The organism is Novosphingobium sp. RL4, from assembly GCF_035658495.1.
Taxonomy (GTDB): Bacteria; Pseudomonadota; Alphaproteobacteria; order Sphingomonadales; family Sphingomonadaceae; genus Novosphingobium.
The window spans coordinates 902,389-918,118 of the sequence record NZ_CP141944.1 but is presented as its reverse complement, the minus strand read 5'-3'; the positions used below and the strand labels follow the sequence as shown (position 1 = coordinate 918,118).

General features: G+C 66.2%; 12 protein-coding genes. 9 read left to right on the top strand and 3 right to left on the bottom strand.

Features of this window, described 5'->3' with window-relative positions; genetic code table 11:
• The first annotated feature begins 466 nt into the window (after positions 1 to 466).
• Entirely contained in the window at positions 467 to 2,848 is a 2,382-nt protein-coding gene (locus U9J33_RS04440; RefSeq protein ID WP_324698151.1) for an arylsulfatase, read from the top strand.
• 78 nt (positions 2,849 to 2,926) lie between these two features.
• Here the strand turns inward: U9J33_RS04440 and U9J33_RS04435 are convergent, their stop codons facing one another.
• The gene (locus tag U9J33_RS04435) at positions 2,927 to 4,015 is read right to left on the bottom strand and encodes a Gfo/Idh/MocA family protein (protein WP_185998019.1); all 1,089 of its coding nucleotides are present in this window, start codon (positions 4,013 to 4,015) and stop codon (positions 2,927 to 2,929) included.
• Positions 4,016 to 4,045: 30 nt separating this feature from the next.
• Between U9J33_RS04435 and U9J33_RS04430 the strand changes: the two genes are divergently transcribed.
• The 4 genes from U9J33_RS04430 (at position 4,046) to U9J33_RS04415 (ending at position 9,776) form a co-directional block, all read left to right on the top strand.
• On the top strand, positions 4,046 to 4,966 hold the full coding sequence (locus tag U9J33_RS04430) for an aldo/keto reductase (RefSeq protein ID WP_324698148.1): 921 nt from the start codon (positions 4,046 to 4,048) through the stop codon (positions 4,964 to 4,966).
• Entirely contained in the window at positions 4,963 to 6,045 is a 1,083-nt protein-coding gene (locus tag U9J33_RS04425; RefSeq protein ID WP_324698146.1) for an LLM class flavin-dependent oxidoreductase, read from the top strand. Before U9J33_RS04430 ends, U9J33_RS04425 begins: the two co-directional genes overlap by 4 nt.
• A 136-nt stretch (positions 6,046 to 6,181) precedes the next feature.
• Positions 6,182 to 7,417 carry an MFS transporter gene (locus U9J33_RS04420; RefSeq protein ID WP_132469919.1) on the top strand — a complete coding sequence of 412 codons (1,236 nt, stop codon included), beginning with the start codon at positions 6,182 to 6,184 and terminating at the stop codon, positions 7,415 to 7,417.
• 73 nt (positions 7,418 to 7,490) lie between these two features.
• Positions 7,491 to 9,776, top strand: a complete 2,286-nt coding sequence (locus U9J33_RS04415) for a TonB-dependent receptor (protein ID WP_054436499.1) — start codon at positions 7,491 to 7,493, stop codon at positions 9,774 to 9,776.
• A 46-nt stretch (positions 9,777 to 9,822) separates the two neighbouring features.
• Here U9J33_RS04415 and U9J33_RS04410 read toward each other — a convergent pair whose 3' ends face one another.
• Positions 9,823 to 11,187, bottom strand: coding sequence for an FAD/NAD(P)-binding protein (locus U9J33_RS04410; protein ID WP_324698144.1), 1,365 nt, complete (start codon positions 11,185 to 11,187; stop codon positions 9,823 to 9,825).
• Positions 11,188 to 11,360: 173 nt separating this feature from the next.
• Here U9J33_RS04410 and U9J33_RS04405 point away from each other — a divergent pair, with 173 nt between their 5' ends.
• Positions 11,361 to 11,966 (top strand): uracil-DNA glycosylase family protein, encoded by a 606-nt coding sequence (locus U9J33_RS04405; RefSeq protein WP_324698142.1) that lies wholly within the window; start codon positions 11,361 to 11,363, stop codon positions 11,964 to 11,966.
• Between the two features lie 8 nt (positions 11,967 to 11,974).
• On the opposite strand, the gene U9J33_RS04400 is transcribed toward U9J33_RS04405, so the two are convergent.
• Positions 11,975 to 12,532, bottom strand: coding sequence for a GNAT family N-acetyltransferase (locus U9J33_RS04400; RefSeq protein ID WP_054436500.1), 558 nt, complete (start codon positions 12,530 to 12,532; stop codon positions 11,975 to 11,977).
• Between the two features lie 95 nt (positions 12,533 to 12,627).
• Here U9J33_RS04400 and crtY point away from each other — a divergent pair, with 95 nt between their 5' ends.
• The 3 genes from crtY to U9J33_RS04385 are packed head-to-tail and all read left to right on the top strand — an operon-like array spanning position 12,628 to position 15,727.
• Positions 12,628 to 13,821, top strand: a complete 1,194-nt coding sequence (gene crtY / locus U9J33_RS04395; RefSeq protein WP_324698140.1) for a lycopene beta-cyclase CrtY — start codon at positions 12,628 to 12,630, stop codon at positions 13,819 to 13,821.
• The gene (locus tag U9J33_RS04390) at positions 13,818 to 15,296 is read left to right on the top strand and encodes a phytoene desaturase (protein WP_132469920.1); all 1,479 of its coding nucleotides are present in this window, start codon (positions 13,818 to 13,820) and stop codon (positions 15,294 to 15,296) included. The genes crtY and U9J33_RS04390 overlap by 4 nt, the downstream gene beginning before the upstream one ends.
• Complete coding sequence (locus U9J33_RS04385; protein ID WP_054436502.1) at positions 15,293 to 15,727, top strand: hypothetical protein; 435 nt, start codon at positions 15,293 to 15,295, stop codon at positions 15,725 to 15,727. The genes U9J33_RS04390 and U9J33_RS04385 overlap by 4 nt, the downstream gene beginning before the upstream one ends.
• Positions 15,728 to 15,730 lie beyond the last annotated feature (3 nt).

Genomic DNA, 15,730 nt, shown 5'->3' with positions numbered 1-15,730 from the left:
GCCGCCAGATGCAAGTCCGGCGCCGTCACTGCCGGAGAACTCCCGACGGATCAGGCCCACGCCGGGACGATGGTGCGGCGGCGCGGGCTTGACTCACATTCTCTATCAATTAAGTTGAGAATACACCCAAGGGGGAGCGATGGTCGGTCGCCCCTGCGTTCAATTCAGGTGCCGACCCGCGGCTTTTGATCGGGATGCAGCTTGCTCCGCGTCACCAACAGCTAAAGCGCACGATGCCCGGGCGACCGCGCCAGCATCGTGATTCCCTCCTCATGAGGTGAAACGATGCGCATGAACATGATCCAGACCTGAGGCCGAAAACCGGAGCCCAGACTTGTGGGCCCGGCCTTCCCGCGCCGCTCCCGGCCCCCGCAGGGGCCGGCTGTTCCGGCACGCGCCATTTCCACGATCGGAACGTTCGTCACGCGCCGGCAGATGCCCGCGCCATGATACTTGGGGTAATTCCATGCATGTCTTCACAAGGGCAGCGCTGCTGCTTGCCGCGTCCTCGCTCGCCACGTCCGCGCTCACCACAGGCGCCATGGCGCAGGAAGCCAGAATAAACGTGGCCGAGGTGTTCACCGGCAGGGTCGGCCTCACCCGCGCCGATTCCGCCCCCGCTTTTCCGGCGCCGCCGCAGGCGCCCAAGGGCGCGCCGAACGTACTGCTGGTCCTGCTCGACGATGCGGGCTTCGCGGCAACTTCTGCCTTCGGCGGCGTGCCCCGCACCCCCGCGCTGGAAAAACTGGCGGCGGAAGGGCTTCGCTACAACCGCTTCCATACCACCGCGATCTGCTCGCCCACGCGCGCATCGCTGCTGACCGGGCGCAACCAGCATCAGGTCGGCTTCGGCAACCTTGCCGACATTCCCGCCGGTTTCCCAGCCTACAACACAATCTGGAAGGCCGAGACCGCCTCGATCGCCCGCATCCTGCAAGGCAACGGCTATTCCACCGCCGCCTTCGGCAAGTGGCACAATACGCCCAAGTGGGAGATTTCCTCGGCCGGGCCGTTCAACCACTGGCCGACCGGGCTGGGCTTCGACCATTTCTACGGCTTCATGTCCGGCGAGGACAACCAGTGGGAGCCGCACCTCTACAACGACACCACCGCGATTCCCGCCCCGGCCACACCCGAGCAGGGCTACCACCTCACCACCGATCTGGTGAACAAGGCGGTCGGCTGGGTGGACGAACATGACGCGCTGGCCCCGCAGAAGCCCTATTTCCTCTATTTCGCCACCGGCGCGGTCCATACCCCGCACCATGTCCCGCAGGAGTGGATCGACCGTAACAAGGGCCGCTTCGACGGCGGCTGGGACAAATACCGCGAGGAGACTTTCGCCCGCCAGAAGAAGCTCGGCATCATTCCCGCCGATGCCAGGCTGACACCCCGGCCCGAGGGCATTCCGGCATGGTCCAGCCTCTCGGCCGACGAACGCAAGCTCTATGCCCGGCAGATGGAGATCTACTCCGCCTTCGTGGAACAGACCGACTACGAAGTGGGGCGCCTGATCCAGACCCTGCGCGCGCGGCCGGGCGGCGACAACCTGCTGGTGGTCTACGTCGTGGGCGACAATGGCGGCAGCGCAGAGGGCGGGATCGAGGGCCGGATCACCAACGAAGGCGCCTCCGCCAGCGGTGCGCCGCACGACCTGCCGACCCAGCTTGCCCATATCGATGCGCTGGGCGGGCCGGAACTTTCCAACCACTACGGCGCGGGCTGGGCCTGGGCCACCACCACGCCGTTCCAGTGGATGAAGCAGGTCGCCTCGCACTTCGGCGGCACGCGCAATCCGCTGATCGTCTCGTGGCCCGGCCACACCAGCCAGCCGGGTGCCGTGCGCAGCCAGTTCGGCCACGTCAACGACATCGCGCCGACCATCCTCGACGCCGCGCACATCGCCTTCCCCACCGAAGTGGACGGCGTGAAGCAGACGCCTTTCGCCGGCCACAGCCTGCTCGCCACCTTCACCAACCCCAAGGCACCCGAAGAGCATACCGAGCAGTATTTCGAGATCTTCGGCAACCGCGCCATCTACAAGCAGGGCTGGGTTGCCGCCGCCAAGCGCAACTACCGCCCGTGGGAACTGCTGGAGAACCTCCAGCGCGTGTTCCTCGACGATCCCGGGAACGACCGCTGGGAACTCTACGACGTCGCGCACGACTTCAGCGAAAGCAAGGACCTCGCCGCCACGAACCCGGCCAAGCTGGAGGAACTCAAGGCCGAGTTCGTCAAGGAAGGCCAGCGCAACGGCGTCTTCCCGCTCGTCCCGCTGCCGATGGGCGTGCCGACACTGCTCGATCCCAAGCGCAGGAGCTTCGTCTATCAGGCGGATATCGGCCCGCTTCCGCAGAATGCCGTCCCGGACCTATCGAAGGCACATAGCCTGACGGTCGCGATCAAGGGCAATGCCGCCGCCGGACAGGGCGCTCTGGTGGCAGAGGGCGGAAGGCTGGGCGGCTTCGTGCTCTATGCCAAGGACGGGCAGCTGGTCTTCGAGAACAACGCCTACGGCCTGCGCCGGGACCGCGTGGTCTCCGCCACGAAGCTACCGCAAGGCGCGGCGACCGTGGGCTACGAATTCGTGCCCGCCCAGCCCCCCGGCGGACAGGCCCCCGGCGGACAGGGCGCGTTCTTCTCCCGGCCCGCTTCGGGAACGATCCGGCTCTTCGTGAACGGCCAGCCGGTGGGAGAGGGCAGGATCGCGGACTTCCCGACCAGCATCGGCGCGTTTTCGGAGAGCTTCGATATCGGGCAAGACCGGAACTCGCCGGTCGGCTCGGAAGCGGCGGCACGCCAGCCCTACAGCGAGGTGCTCGGCGAGACGCGGCTGGAATTGAAATGAAACGGCACGTCGTCCCGGACCAGGTCTGGCCGGATCAGGTCTGGCCGGATCATGCCCGGGACGACGCCCTGTTCGGCATCAGCCCAGCAGTTCCGCCATCTCCACCACGCGCTTCTCGCGCGCGCTGAGTTCCGCCGCCGCGCCGATGGCCACGGCCATCAGGCCGTCGCGCGCGGTCACCTGAACCTCGCCCTCGCCGCGAACGGCGCGGGCAAAGGCTTCATGCTGATAGAACGTCGCGCCGTGGTGCGAACCGGCATCCATCGCCGCCTCGTCCACCGCGACATGCCAGCGCTCGACCGACTTCGGCCCCGGCCACGGCACGCGCGGCGACCAGACGAGATCGCCCGGCGGGATCAGCACGTCGAGACGGCCCTTGTCGCCGGTGGCGCTCATCTCTTCCTGATGCTCGGCGCCTTCCGCGAACATGCACAGGTCCAGCAGCGCGCGGGTGCCGTCGGCAAAATCGACGGTGGTGAAGCTGTTGTCGATGATGTCCGGCTGGCGGCCGTCATAGCGCTCTTCGATATGGTTCACGTCCATGGCGCCCGAGCAATAGACACGCACCGGCTCCGAACGGGTGATGAGCCGCATGAGGTCGAAGAAGTGGCAGCACTTCTCCACCATGGTGCCGCCGGTATTGGCCGAGAAGCGGTTCCAGTCCCGCACCTTCACCAGGAACGGGAAGCGATGCTCGCGGATCGAGAGCATCTGCAAACGGCCGACCTTGCCGCCGTGAATCTCGTCGATGAAGGCCTTGGCGGGCGGCATGAAGCGATATTCCATGCCGGTCCAGAACAGGCCCTTGCGCGCCTCTGCCCGCTCGACCACCCAGCGCGCATCGTCCATCGTGGTGCAGAGCGGCTTTTCGCAGAGGATCGCCACGTCGCTGTCCAGCAGCGGCTCCAGCACCGCGCGGTGCGTGAAGTTGGGCGAGACCACCACCACGGCATCGAGGCCCGCGTTTTCGATCATGCTGGCGCTATCGGCGAATTCCCGGACGCCTTCGGCCTTGTCGCCCAGGGCATCCTTCGCCCAGCCGAGCGAGGTCGGCTCAGGGTCGGCGATGGCGACCACTTCGGCGCCTTCGAGGATATTGAGGTTGTGGATGTGCTCCACACCCATCATCCCGGTTCCGACAATTCCGTAACGCAGCGTCTCTACCATTTCGCAACTCCGTGTGCCATGTGGCGACCCATGACTTCCCCCACGACGACGCGCCTATCGGCCCAATCCGTCCCGCTCGGCAAGAGCGGAATTTCCGTTTTTCCGATTGCCTGGGGCATGTGGCGGCTCGCCCGCCCCGACGGCAACGACGATATCGGCGCCATCGTCGCCCGCATCGAGGCGGCGCTTGAAGCGGGAATCACCCTGTTCGATACCGCCGACATCTACGGCTGCGACGCCGCGCTCGGCTTCGGCGGCGCGGAACTGCTGCTGGGCAAGGCGCTGGCCCTGCGCCCCGACCTTCGCGAGCGGATGACGATCGCCACCAAGGGCGGCATCGTGCTGGGCGTGCCTTACGATTCGAGCCCCGACTATCTGAACAAGGCCCTTGAAGCCTCGCTCGAACGGCTCGGCCTGCCTTCGGTCGAACTCTACCAGATCCACCGCCGCGACTTCCTGGCCCACCCGCGCGACGTGGCGGCCACCCTGGCTGCCATGGTCAAGAGCGGCAAGGTCAAGGCCATCGGCGTTTCCAACTACAGCCCCGCCGAATTCGACGCGCTCCAGACCTACCTGCCCTTCCCCATCGTCTCGACCCAGCCCGAATTCTCGGCCGCCCGTTATGCGCCGCTCTATGACGGCACGCTCGATCAGGCGATGGCCCGCGACGTGGCGGTGCTGGCATGGTCGCCACTTGGTGGCGGCCGCCTTGCCGCGGATTCGGAAGACCCGGTGGCGAAGCTGGTAGCCGCACAGGGCGAGCGCTACGGCACCGATGCCGCCGCCGCCGCGCTGTCGTGGATCATGGCGCACCCCTCGCGCGCGATCCCCATCGTCGGTTCGCAGACCCCCGAACGCATTCTCGCCTCGCGCGATGCGCTCAAGGTCGAATGGACCGCATCCGAATGGTACGCGGTGCTCGAAGCATCGATGGGAGCGCGCCTGCCGTGACACTGGACCCTTGCGAGATCAGCTGGTTTTCGGCGCTCTGCGACGATGACTACGAGTTCCTCGGCCAGCCGGACCCCATGCTGCGCTCCAGCTGGGAACACTGCCGCAATATCGTGACTGCCGCCGAGGAAGGCGGGTTCGACAATGTGCTGCTGCCTTCCGGCTATGCGCTCGGGATAGACACCACCGCCTTCGCCGCCGCCATCGCCACGCAGGTCCGCCGTATCAAGCTGCTGATGGCGGTGCGCATCGGCGAGATGTGGCCCGCCCAGCTTGCCCGCCAGATCGCCACGATCGACCAGATTCTTGGCCAAAGGAACGGGGGCGGCCGCCTCAACATCAACATCATCTCCAGCGAGATGCCGGGTGAAACGCTGGATGGCGGCGCCCGCTACGAGCGCACGACCGAGGCCATCGAGATCCTGCGCACGCTGCTGTCGGGTCAGTCGCTCGACCATCAGGGCCGCTTCTGGAACCTCAGACTGGATGCCCCGCGCATGATCGCGCCGGGTTCGAAGTGCCCGCCGCTCTACTTCGGCGGCCTCTCCGAACCCGCCCGCGAAGTCGCCGCCAAGGGCTGCGACGTCTATCTCATGTGGCCGGACCGCATGGAAGCGGTAAAGGAAACCATCGCCGACATGCGCACCCGCGCCGCGAAGTATGGCCGCACCTTGCGCTTCGGCTACCGCGTCCACGTGATCGTGCGCGAGACCGAAGCCGATGCGCGCGATGCGGCGAACCGCCTGCTCTCGCGCCTCGACGCGGCAGAGGGCGCCGCGATCCGTGCCCGCTCGCTCGATTCCCAGTCGGTGGGCGTACAGGCTCAGGCTGCGCTTCGCGAAACCGCCAGCGACGACGGCTATGCCGAGGACAACCTCTGGACCGGCATCGGCCGTGCCCGCTCGGGCTGCGGCGCGGCGATCGTCGGCGATCCGGATCAGGTCCTGGCGAAACTGCAGGCCTATCGCGAGGCCGGGATCGATGCCTTCATCCTCTCGGGCTATCCGCATGCGGCAGAGGCGGACCTGTTCGCACGGCACGTGCTGCCCCGGATCGATCACGGGCCCCTGGCGCTTTAGGAACAAGGGAGAGGCAGGGGGCCGAACACCCCCTGCCTCTCCCTTGCCGCCCTAGAATTTCTTGTTCGCCCCTGCCCCTCGCCATCGCTAGACGATCCGCGATGCAGAAATCCCCCAAAACCCGGATGCGCCGCGCATGACCCTCTCCCCGCGCCGCCGCTGGCTGCTGTTCACGCTGGCCCTGACGGCGGGCGTGCTCAATCTCGTGGACCGCCAGATCATCTCGGTACTGAAGCCGACGATCGCCGCCGACCTCGGCTGGAGCGACGACGACTACGGCACCCTGGCCGCCTGGTTCCAGGCGGGCGCGGCGTTCGGCTTCCTCGCAGCGGGCTGGATCGTCGACCGGCTGGGCGCGAAGTGGGCCAACGCGGCAGGTGTGGCGGCATGGTCGCTGGCGGCGATGACGCATGGGTGGGCGCACAGTTTCAGCCAGTTCGTGCTCTGCCGCATCGGGCTTGGCGCCACGGAATCGATGGGCACGCCGGCGAACGTGAAGACCATTGCAACGATCTTCCCGCCGAACCTGCGCTCCATCGGATTTGGGCTTTCCAACGCGATGAACAGCCTTGGCGCGATCCTCGCGCCGCTGGCGATCCCGCTGGTGGCGGCGGTCTGGGGCTGGCGCGCGGCTTTCGTGCTGGCGGGCGTGGTCGGGCTGTTCTGGGTCGCGGCGTGGCTGGCCGCCTCGCGCGGGGTGGATTTTGGCGACCGGCAGCCCGGCGTTTCCGGCAATCTCGTTTCGGGCGACAAGCTGTTCCTCAAGGAAGGCCGCACCTGGACGATCGCTCTCGCCAAGGTGCTCTCGGACGCGACCTGGTGGCTCATGCTGTTCTGGATGCCGGACTATTTCAACCGGCAGTTCGGCCTTTCCGGCACCGAACTCGGCCCGCCGCTGGCGCTGGCCTACTGCGGTTCGGCCGCGGGTTCGCTGATCTCCGGCTTCGCGGCGAACCGCCTGCTGTCGAGCGGCTGGAGCGCCAACCGCACGCGCAAGACCCTGATGCTGATATCGGCGCTTTGCGTGGTGCCGGTGCCGCTGGCCCTTCACGTGGACGGCTATTGGCCCGCGGTGGGCCTGATGGCACTGACCCTGGCCGGACACCAGGGCTTCTCGACCAATCTGTTCGGCCTGATCGCCGACGTGACGCCGCGCCACAAGGTGGGCCGGGTAACCGGATTCGGCGCTTTCTGCGGCAATCTGGGCGGCACCGCGATCAGCAAGATCGCCGGTCTCGTTCTGGCAGCCGGGCTCGGCTACGGGCCGCTGTTCGCCTTTGCGGCCGTTTCCTACCTGCTGGCGCTGGGCTGGATCCAGCTTACCATGCCCCGCATCGTCCCGGCAGAGGACGCCGGTTCGTCTCTCGCATAGGGCGACTAAAGGAAAACTATCTTTCTCAACCGAAACGGTTGAGTATAGCTCCGCGGGTTCCAGGGAGATCCAAATGACAATGACCCCGCTCCGCGCCGCCCGCACCCTGCTGCTGGCTTCCGCGGTCCTGTTCCCGGCAACTGCTTATGCCGATGAAGCCGCCGAACCCGCTTCCGGCGAGATCGTCGTGACCGCGCGCTACCGCGACGAATCGCTCCAGCAGGTGCCGATCGCCATTACCGCCGTCAGCGGCGAATCGCTCAACGACCGGGCGATCCACAACCTGCAGGACCTGAGCGCCTCGGTCCCCTCGATCGATTTCCGCAACGGCGCCTCCAACAAGGACCGCACCGTCTTCGTCCGCGGCGTGGGCACGATCAGCACGTCGCCGGGCGTCGAATCCTCCGTTTCGACAGTTCTCGACGGTGTCGTCCTGACCCGTCCGGGGCAGGCGACGCTCGACGTGGGCGAAGTCTCGCGGATCGAAGTGCTGCGCGGACCGCAGGGCACGCTGTTCGGCAAGAACGCCTCGGCCGGCGTCATCAGCGTCGTCACCGCCGCGCCTTCGCAGGAATTCCACGCCTATGCCGAGGGATCGGCCACCACGGACGAGGAATACCGCATCAAGGCAGGCGTGACCGGCGGCATCGCCCCGAACGTCTCGGCCCGGATCGACGGCCTCTACGCCAACTATGACGGCAACGTGCGCAACGTCACCACCGGCAACGAAGTGAACGGCTACGAGCGTTACGGCGCCCGCGCCAAGATCGAGGCGACGCCGACCGACAACCTGAAGCTCACGCTTTCGGGTGACTACCTCCATTCGCACGACACCACGCCGAGCGGCGTCTACGCGCGCACCAGCCAGATCGCCTATCCGACCGGCACCGTCACCGATTCCGCCGCGCTTGCCGCATTCCTCGCCGGCAAGGGCATCACGCCCGGCAGCGAGAACCGCGAAGTCAGCACCAACTTCGACACCGACGTGCGCGACAAGAACTATGGCGGCTCGCTGACGGCCGAGTGGGGCCTGGGCGATTACACGGTGACCTCGATCACCGCCTATCGCGAGTGGAAGAACCGCCAGCACCAGGATTACGACGCGCTGTCCGAACTTTCCGCGACCTTCCCCGAAGGTGAGGATTACGGCACCGTCAACAACAAGCAGTTCTCGCAGGAACTGCGCCTGACCTCGCCCAAGGGCAAGTTCATCGACTATGTCGTGGGCGCCTATTACCTCCACGCCAAGACCGACGAGGTTTATACCCGCACGCTCACCCGCCTGATCTCCGGTGCGGAGAACACCGTTTCGGGCGTGGCGAACTACGGCGTCACCAGTGACAACTACGCCGTGTTCGGCGAAGCCAACGTGAACTTCACCTCCTGGCTGCGCGCCATCGCGGGCTACCGTTCGACCTGGGACGATCTCAGCTACTACCACGTCCGCACGTCCAGCAACGACCCGACGAACTCGGGCGCGACCGCGCTCGACGTGGCAGGCATCCGCGCCTACCACAATTCGGCAGGCTCGACCTCGAAGCGCGGCGATTCCTATCGCGGCGGCCTCCAGCTGGACTTCGCGGCGAACAACCAGGCCTATTTCACCTACTCGCGCGGGTACAAGGGCCCGGCCTACAATGCCTATTTCAACATGCGCTCGCTTAACGCGACCACGCCGCTGGACGAAATCGCGCTGAAGCCGGAAACCTCGGATTCGTTCGAAGGCGGGATCAAGGGCTCGGCGGTGGACCGCAAGATCACTTACGCGCTGGCCGTCTATTCCACCAAGTTCCACAACTACCAGGCCAACTACAACGACGTGGTCGGCGGGGCGCAGGTCACGCGTCTCATCAACGCCGGCACCGTCCAGACCAAGGGCGTGGAACTCGACTTCGGCGTGCGCCCGATCCCGGGCCTCTCGCTCGACACCTCGGTGGCCTATACCGACGCCAAGGTGCTGAACTTCATCTGCCCCGAAGGCGCTCCGTCGAGCTGCAACATCAACGGCGAAGTCCTTCCCTTCGCACCGAAGTGGAAGCTCTACAGCAATGCGGCCTATCGCTTCGCGCTGTCGGATTCGATCGACCTCGAATTCCAGTCCGACATCACACTCAAGAGCCGCACGCAGTACCAGCTGACGCAGACGCCGGGCACGATCCAGCCGGGCTACTACATCTGGAACGGCAGCGTCGCCCTGATCGGCACGAACGACGGGTGGCAACTGCGCGGTTTCGTGAAGAACATCACGAACCAGAGCTACTCGAACTTCCTCGCCAACGGCACGCTCGCCGGCATCGTCCGCTATGTCCCGCGTGACGACAAGCGCTACGGCGGCATCATGCTGCGCAAGGACTTCTGAGGAAAAGAAGGCCCGGGGGAATCGTCTCCCGGGCCTTTCTTCCGTCTTACAGACCCTCGCCGCCCACCCAGTGCGCATCCGCCAGATAGCGCGCGAGATTCCAGACCTGCCGCCGGATATCCGGCACCGCGACGATCTCCCACGCCTCGCCCTTGGTAACGGGGCCCACCGCGAAGAGCGTATCCTGCGGCTCTCCGTCGATATCGCGCACCCGGCCGAGATGATCGACATCGAGCCCCAGCCTGTGCGCGTCGGAGCGCACCTTGCCCTGCGCCAGAAGGTCCTTCACCAGCGGCGCGCCGCTGCGCATCAGGTCTCCTTCCGGGCCGGTGCAGTTGATCGTGCGCGATACGCCCAGCCGCACCAGTTCGTCCTTCCCGCGCGGACGATAGGCCACCGAGACCCCGCTTTCGGTCGGCTCTGCGCTCACGAGTTTGCCTGCGACGAACTCCAGCCGGCCTTCCGCCTCGATCTCGGCGATGCGCTTCGCCACGTCAGGCGCTAGACGGTGGCGATGGACATCCCAATAGGGACGCAAGTGATGCAGGAACCGCCGCTGCCCCGCCTCGTCGTGGCGGCGCCAGAGGTTCTGGGTGTGCGGCCGCAGCTCGTCCACAGCCGCGCGCCAGCCGATTTCCGCCGCCCGCGCACGCACCCGGCGCACGAGCTGCGATCCGCGTTCCTCGGGCGCGGGAACGTAATCCACCGACGGCCCGCTCTCGGCATGGGCAAGCGGCTTGAGCCCGCGCCGCGAAAGCGCGGTAATCCTGCCCTTGAACCCGGCCTTGTCGAGCGAAAGCACCATGTCGGCGGCGGTAAGGCCGGTGCCGATCAGGAGGACATGATCGACCTCCTCGATCTTCTCCAGCGTGCCGGGCTGCCACGGGTCGGTGAAGCGGCGATCCTCGGGTATGGTGGCCAGCACCGGATGAGGCGAAGGCGGGAAATTGCCGAGGGCAAGCACCAGGGCCCGCGCCTCGATCTCGTCCCCGTCCGCCATCTCCACCAGGACGCGGCCATCCTCGAAGCGGGCCGAACAGGCTTCGGCATTGACGATCAGCGCGTTCGGCCCCGCTTCCGCCAGCGCCCGGATGAGCAGCTCGCGCAAGTAGAGCCCATAGGACAGGCGCGGCACGAAGCGGTTCGCCTGCTCGTCGCCGCTATGGCCGATCCAGCGCAGGAAATTCGCCTGGTCGTCCGGGAAGGCGCTCATGTTGGCGGCGCGCACGTTGAGCAGGTGCTCCGGCCAGCGGGTGCCGAAGGCGAGCCCCTTGGCAAGCTGGGCATCCTTGCGCTCGATCAGGACGACGCGGACGCCGTTGCGCAGGAGGTTGATCGCCATCAGGGTTCCGCTGAACCCCGCGCCGACGATCGCGACGGGAAGCGCGCCGTTTCCATTCCGATTATTCAAGGGCAAGCTCCGTGGCGTATTCTGTGCGATGCCTGTCTAGCGAAGGCATCGGCCTATTATCAACTAAATTGGTTGAGAATATGACATAACGGTTTGGACGGCAGACGAGCCGCCTGCGAACGCCAGCTTAGCAGTCCTTGCGCGAAGGCCAACCTCTCGCCATCTGCCCATGGGTGACAGATCTCCCCGAACTGCTGGAAGCGATCCGCGCCTGCCGGGCCTGCCGGCGCGTGCTGCCGCATGAACCGCGCCCGGTGGTGCAGGCGGGACGCGGCGCGCGCATTCTCGTGATCGGACAGGCACCGGGGAGCAAGGTCCACGCCAGCGGCCGGGCCTGGGATGACGACAGCGGCGACCGGCTGCGGGAGTGGACCGGGATCGATCCCGCGACATTCTACGACCCGGACCGGATCGCCCACATGCCCAGCGGCTTCTGCTATCCCGGCAAGGGCAAGGGCGGAGACCTGCCGCCCCGCCCCGAATGCGCCCCGCTCTGGCACGATCGCCTGCGCGCGGCGCTGCCCGATGTGCGGCTCACCCTGCTGGTCGGCCAATATGCGCAGAAACGTTACCTTCCGCGCCATTTCGCGCCGAACCTGACCGAAGCGGTCCATCGCTGGCAGGAAGCGCCGGAGGGGTTCTTTCCGCTGCCTCACCCCGCCTGGCGCAGCCGCATCTGGATGGCGCGCCATGCATGGTTCGAAGCGGAAGTGCTGCCGGACCTGCAGGCCCGCGTCAGACATGTGCTGAAAAAGGATCTGCCGGTGGGGTCAGGCTAGGTCGTAAACTAGGCGGAATGCACCGGCAGCGTGTGGTCCCCCTCGCCAAGCTGGCGCTGCATCACGAAGACGTCGAGCCACTTGCCATGCTTCCAGCCCGCGCCGTCAAGCGTGCCGACGGGCCGGAAACCGGCCCTTGCGTGAAGCACGACCGAGGCCGGTTCGCTTTCCGCGATCACCGCGAAGGCCTGCCGGAAGCCGCGCTTCTCGCATTCTTCCAGCAAGGCGTTGAGCAGTCTTCCGCCGATCCCCCGGCCCACGCTTTCCGGCCGGACATAGATCGTGGTCTCGACACTGTAGAGATAACCCGCGCGCGGACCGTAGCGGTGAGCGAAACCGAAACCGAGCACTCGCCCTTCGCCTGCCTCGTCATCGGAATCGGCGCGGACGACAAGAAAAGGATAACCCGCATCGACGATATCGCGAATGCGGCGTTCACTTTCCATGATGTCAGGCGGTTCTGTCTCGAAAGTCGCGGTGCTTTCGATCACATAGTGAGCGTAGATCTCGGCAATGGCTGCAGCATCTTCGATCGAAGCACCGCAGACGGTCAATTCCTCGGTCATTGTCATGACAATGCCGCAAAGCACCCGCCCTGCCAAGTTGCAGCAGGCACAACCTGTCCTTAAACGGTACCAAGATGGCAATTATTTCCTGCAACATGGCAATTCTGGGCGGAGGCCTCGCCGGTTCGCTGATCGCGCTCGCAATGGCGCGCCACCGGCCGGACCTGCGCGTACTGTTGATCGAGCGCGGCGAAAGCCTGGGGGGCGAGCATGTCTGGTCTTTCTTCGAAAGCGATGTAGCGCCCGCGCACCGCGATCTGGTGGAACCGCTGATCGCGCGGCGCTGGCCCGGCTACGACGTCCATTTCCCCGGCTACTCGCGCCGTCTCGGCACGGCCTATGCCAGTGTGACCAGCCGCCGGCTCGACGAAGTGGTCCGCGCGGCGCTTCCCGCAGACGCCCTGCTGACCGGCGCCGAAGTGCGCCAGGCCGCTCCGACCGGCGTTATCCTGGCGGACGGGCGCGAAATCCGCGCCGATGCCGTGATCGACGCTCGCGGCGCTCACGGCCTGCCGCACATGTCCGGCGGCTGGCAGAAGTTCCTTGGCCGGATGCTGCGCCTCGCCGCGCCCCACGGGCTTGACCGGCCGGTCGTGATGGATGCCCGCGTCGCCCAGCACGACGGCTATCGCTTCATCTACTGCTTGCCTTTCTCGCCCACCGAAGTCTTCGTCGAAGATACCTACTACTCAGGGGATACCGCGCTCGACGTTGCCAGCCTGGGCGAGAGGATCGGGGATTACGCCGACGGGATGGGTTGGCACATCGAATCCGTCACTTATGAAGAGACCGGCGTGCTGCCGGTCATCGCGGGCGGTGATTTCGAGGCATTCTGGAACCACGCCGACTGGAACCATGCGGGGGGCCTGCCGGTTGCCCGTGCAGGAGTGCGGGCCGCGCTCGTCAATCCGATGACGTCCTATTCGTTTCCTGATGCCGTAAGATTCGCCATGCACGTGACCGCACTCGACAAGCTCTCCGGCGAGAGCCTAGGAAGGACAAGTCATGCATGGGCCGCAAATCACTGGCGCGGGGGGCGCTTCTACCGGATGTTGACGCGCATGTTGTTCGGCGCCGCCCGTCCCGATGAGCGGCGCGCCGTTCTCGAACGTTTCTACACCCTGCCCGAAGGACTGATCGAGCGGTTCTACGCCGGCCGCCTCACACCGGCCGACAAGGCCCGCGTGCTCTGCGGCAAGCCTCCGGTGCCGATGGGCGCGGCGATGGCCAGCCTTGCCGGGCGCGGCCACCCACTGGCGGACCTCGACCCGAAAGGCGGCAATCGATGAAGAAGGCCTGCGTCATCGGCGCCGGGTTCGGCGGCCTTTCCCTCGCCATCCGCCTGCAAAGCGCCGGGATCGACACCACCCTTGTCGAAGCGCGAGACAAAGTGGGCGGCCGAGCCTACGTCTGGGAGCGTGACGGCTTCACGTTCGACGCCGGCCCCACCGTCATCACCGATCCCGACGCCCTGCGCGAACTCTGGACGCTTTCCGGGCATGAAATGGCCGACGATGTCGACCTGATGCCGGTAATGCCGTTCTACCGGCTCAACTGGACCGACGGCGTCACGTTCGATTATTCCAACGACGAAATCGCCCTGCGCCGCGAGATCAACCGCGTCGCCCCGCGCGATGTGCCCGGCTACGACGAATTCGTGCGCTATGCCGCCGGGGTCTATCAGGAAGGCTACGTCAAGCTGGGGCACGAGGCGTTCCTGGACTTTTCCAGCATGGTCAAGGCCGCCCCGGCGCTGGCCCGCTACCAGGCCTGGCGCTCGGTCTATTCGATGGTCAGCCACTTCGTGAAGGACGAGCACCTGCGGCAGGCGCTCTCGTTCCACACCCTGCTGGTGGGCGGCAACCCGATGACCACGAGCGCGATCTACGCCCTGATCCACAAGCTGGAGAAGGACGGCGGCGTCTGGTGGGCCCGTGGCGGCACCAACAAACTGGCGCAGGGCATGGCCCGCCTGTTCGAGCGGCTGGGCGGGCAATTGCGCCTCGGCGAGAAGGTCGTGCAGATCCACACGCTCGGCGACCAGGTGACGGAGGTCGAGACGGACAGCGGCTGGAAACAGCGGTTCGATGCCATCGCCAGCAACGGCGACCTGATGCACACCTACCGCGACCTGCTCTCCGGGAACCAGCGCGGGCAGGACATGGCGCACAAGCTGAAGAAGAAGCGCTTCTCGCCAAGCCTCTTCGTGGTTCACTTCGGCCTCGAAGGCACCTGGCCCGGCATCCCGCACCACACCATCCTGTTCGGCCCGCGCTACAAGGGCCTGCTCGACGACATCTTCGAGCATGGCGTGCTGCCGCGCGACTTCTCGATCTACCTCCACCATCCGACCGTTACCGATCCCTCGATGGCGCCGGCGGGCAAGAGCACGTTCTACGCCCTCGTCCCGGTAGCCAACATGGGCAAGTTGCCGATCGACTGGGACGAAGCCGGTCCGATCCTCGAAAAGCGCGTGCTCGCCGAAGTCGGTCGCCGCCTGATCCCCGACATCGACGACCGTATCGTCACCCGGTTCCACTACGCCCCGCCTGACTTCGAGCGCGATCTGGGCGCGTATAACGGCAACGGCTTCAGCCTCGAACCGCTGCTGACGCAGAGCGCCTACTTCCGCGGCCATAACCGCGACGACAAGCTGAAGAACTTCTACCTCGTCGGCGCCGGAACGCATCCCGGCGCGGGCATTCCCGGTGTCGTCGGCTCTGCCAAGGCCACCGCCAGACTCATGCTGGATGCCCTGAAGTGAGCCGCGCGCTCCACGCCCTGAAAGTCGCCTGGGGGTGGACCGGCGTGGACTTCGCCGAAGAGGTGGCCCACAGCCTGATGGGCCACATGCTGCTAATCGACCGCGAAGGCATTTTCCACTACCTCGACCCCGATCTCCTCAGCCTGTCCCGGCTGGGCGACGAAGCCGCGGCGCAGGCCCACATGGCGCTGGACGAAACCAAGGCCATCTGGCGCGCAGACGCCCTTGTAGACGCGGCGACGCAGCGGCTCGGCTTCACCGCCACGGGGGAAGTCTACAGCCGGACGCTTTCCGCGATCCTGTCGGGCGACTATGGGCATGAAAATCTGGTCCGGATCGACCTTGTCGACCTGATCTACCTGACCGGCGACCTCGCCCGGCAGACCCGCGATCTGCCGGACGGCGCGCGGGTACAACTGAAGGCTACCTGAGTC

What these genes read in the sequence shown, in the direction of transcription:
- U9J33_RS04440 (WP_324698151.1), top strand. Translation starts at nt 467, where the DNA reads ATGCATGTCTTCACAAGGGCAGCGCTGCTGCTTGCCGCGTCCTCGCTC.
- U9J33_RS04435 (WP_185998019.1), bottom strand. Translation starts at nt 4,015, where the DNA reads ATGGTAGAGACGCTGCGTTACGGAATTGTCGGAACCGGGATGATGGGT.
- U9J33_RS04430 (WP_324698148.1), top strand. Translation starts at nt 4,046, where the DNA reads ATGACTTCCCCCACGACGACGCGCCTATCGGCCCAATCCGTCCCGCTC.
- U9J33_RS04420 (WP_132469919.1), top strand. Translation starts at nt 6,182, where the DNA reads ATGACCCTCTCCCCGCGCCGCCGCTGGCTGCTGTTCACGCTGGCCCTG.
- U9J33_RS04415 (WP_054436499.1), top strand. Translation starts at nt 7,491, where the DNA reads ATGACAATGACCCCGCTCCGCGCCGCCCGCACCCTGCTGCTGGCTTCC.
- U9J33_RS04400 (WP_054436500.1), bottom strand. Translation starts at nt 12,532, where the DNA reads ATGACCGAGGAATTGACCGTCTGCGGTGCTTCGATCGAAGATGCTGCA.
- crtY (WP_324698140.1), top strand. Translation starts at nt 12,628, where the DNA reads ATGGCAATTCTGGGCGGAGGCCTCGCCGGTTCGCTGATCGCGCTCGCA.
- U9J33_RS04390 (WP_132469920.1), top strand. Translation starts at nt 13,818, where the DNA reads ATGAAGAAGGCCTGCGTCATCGGCGCCGGGTTCGGCGGCCTTTCCCTC.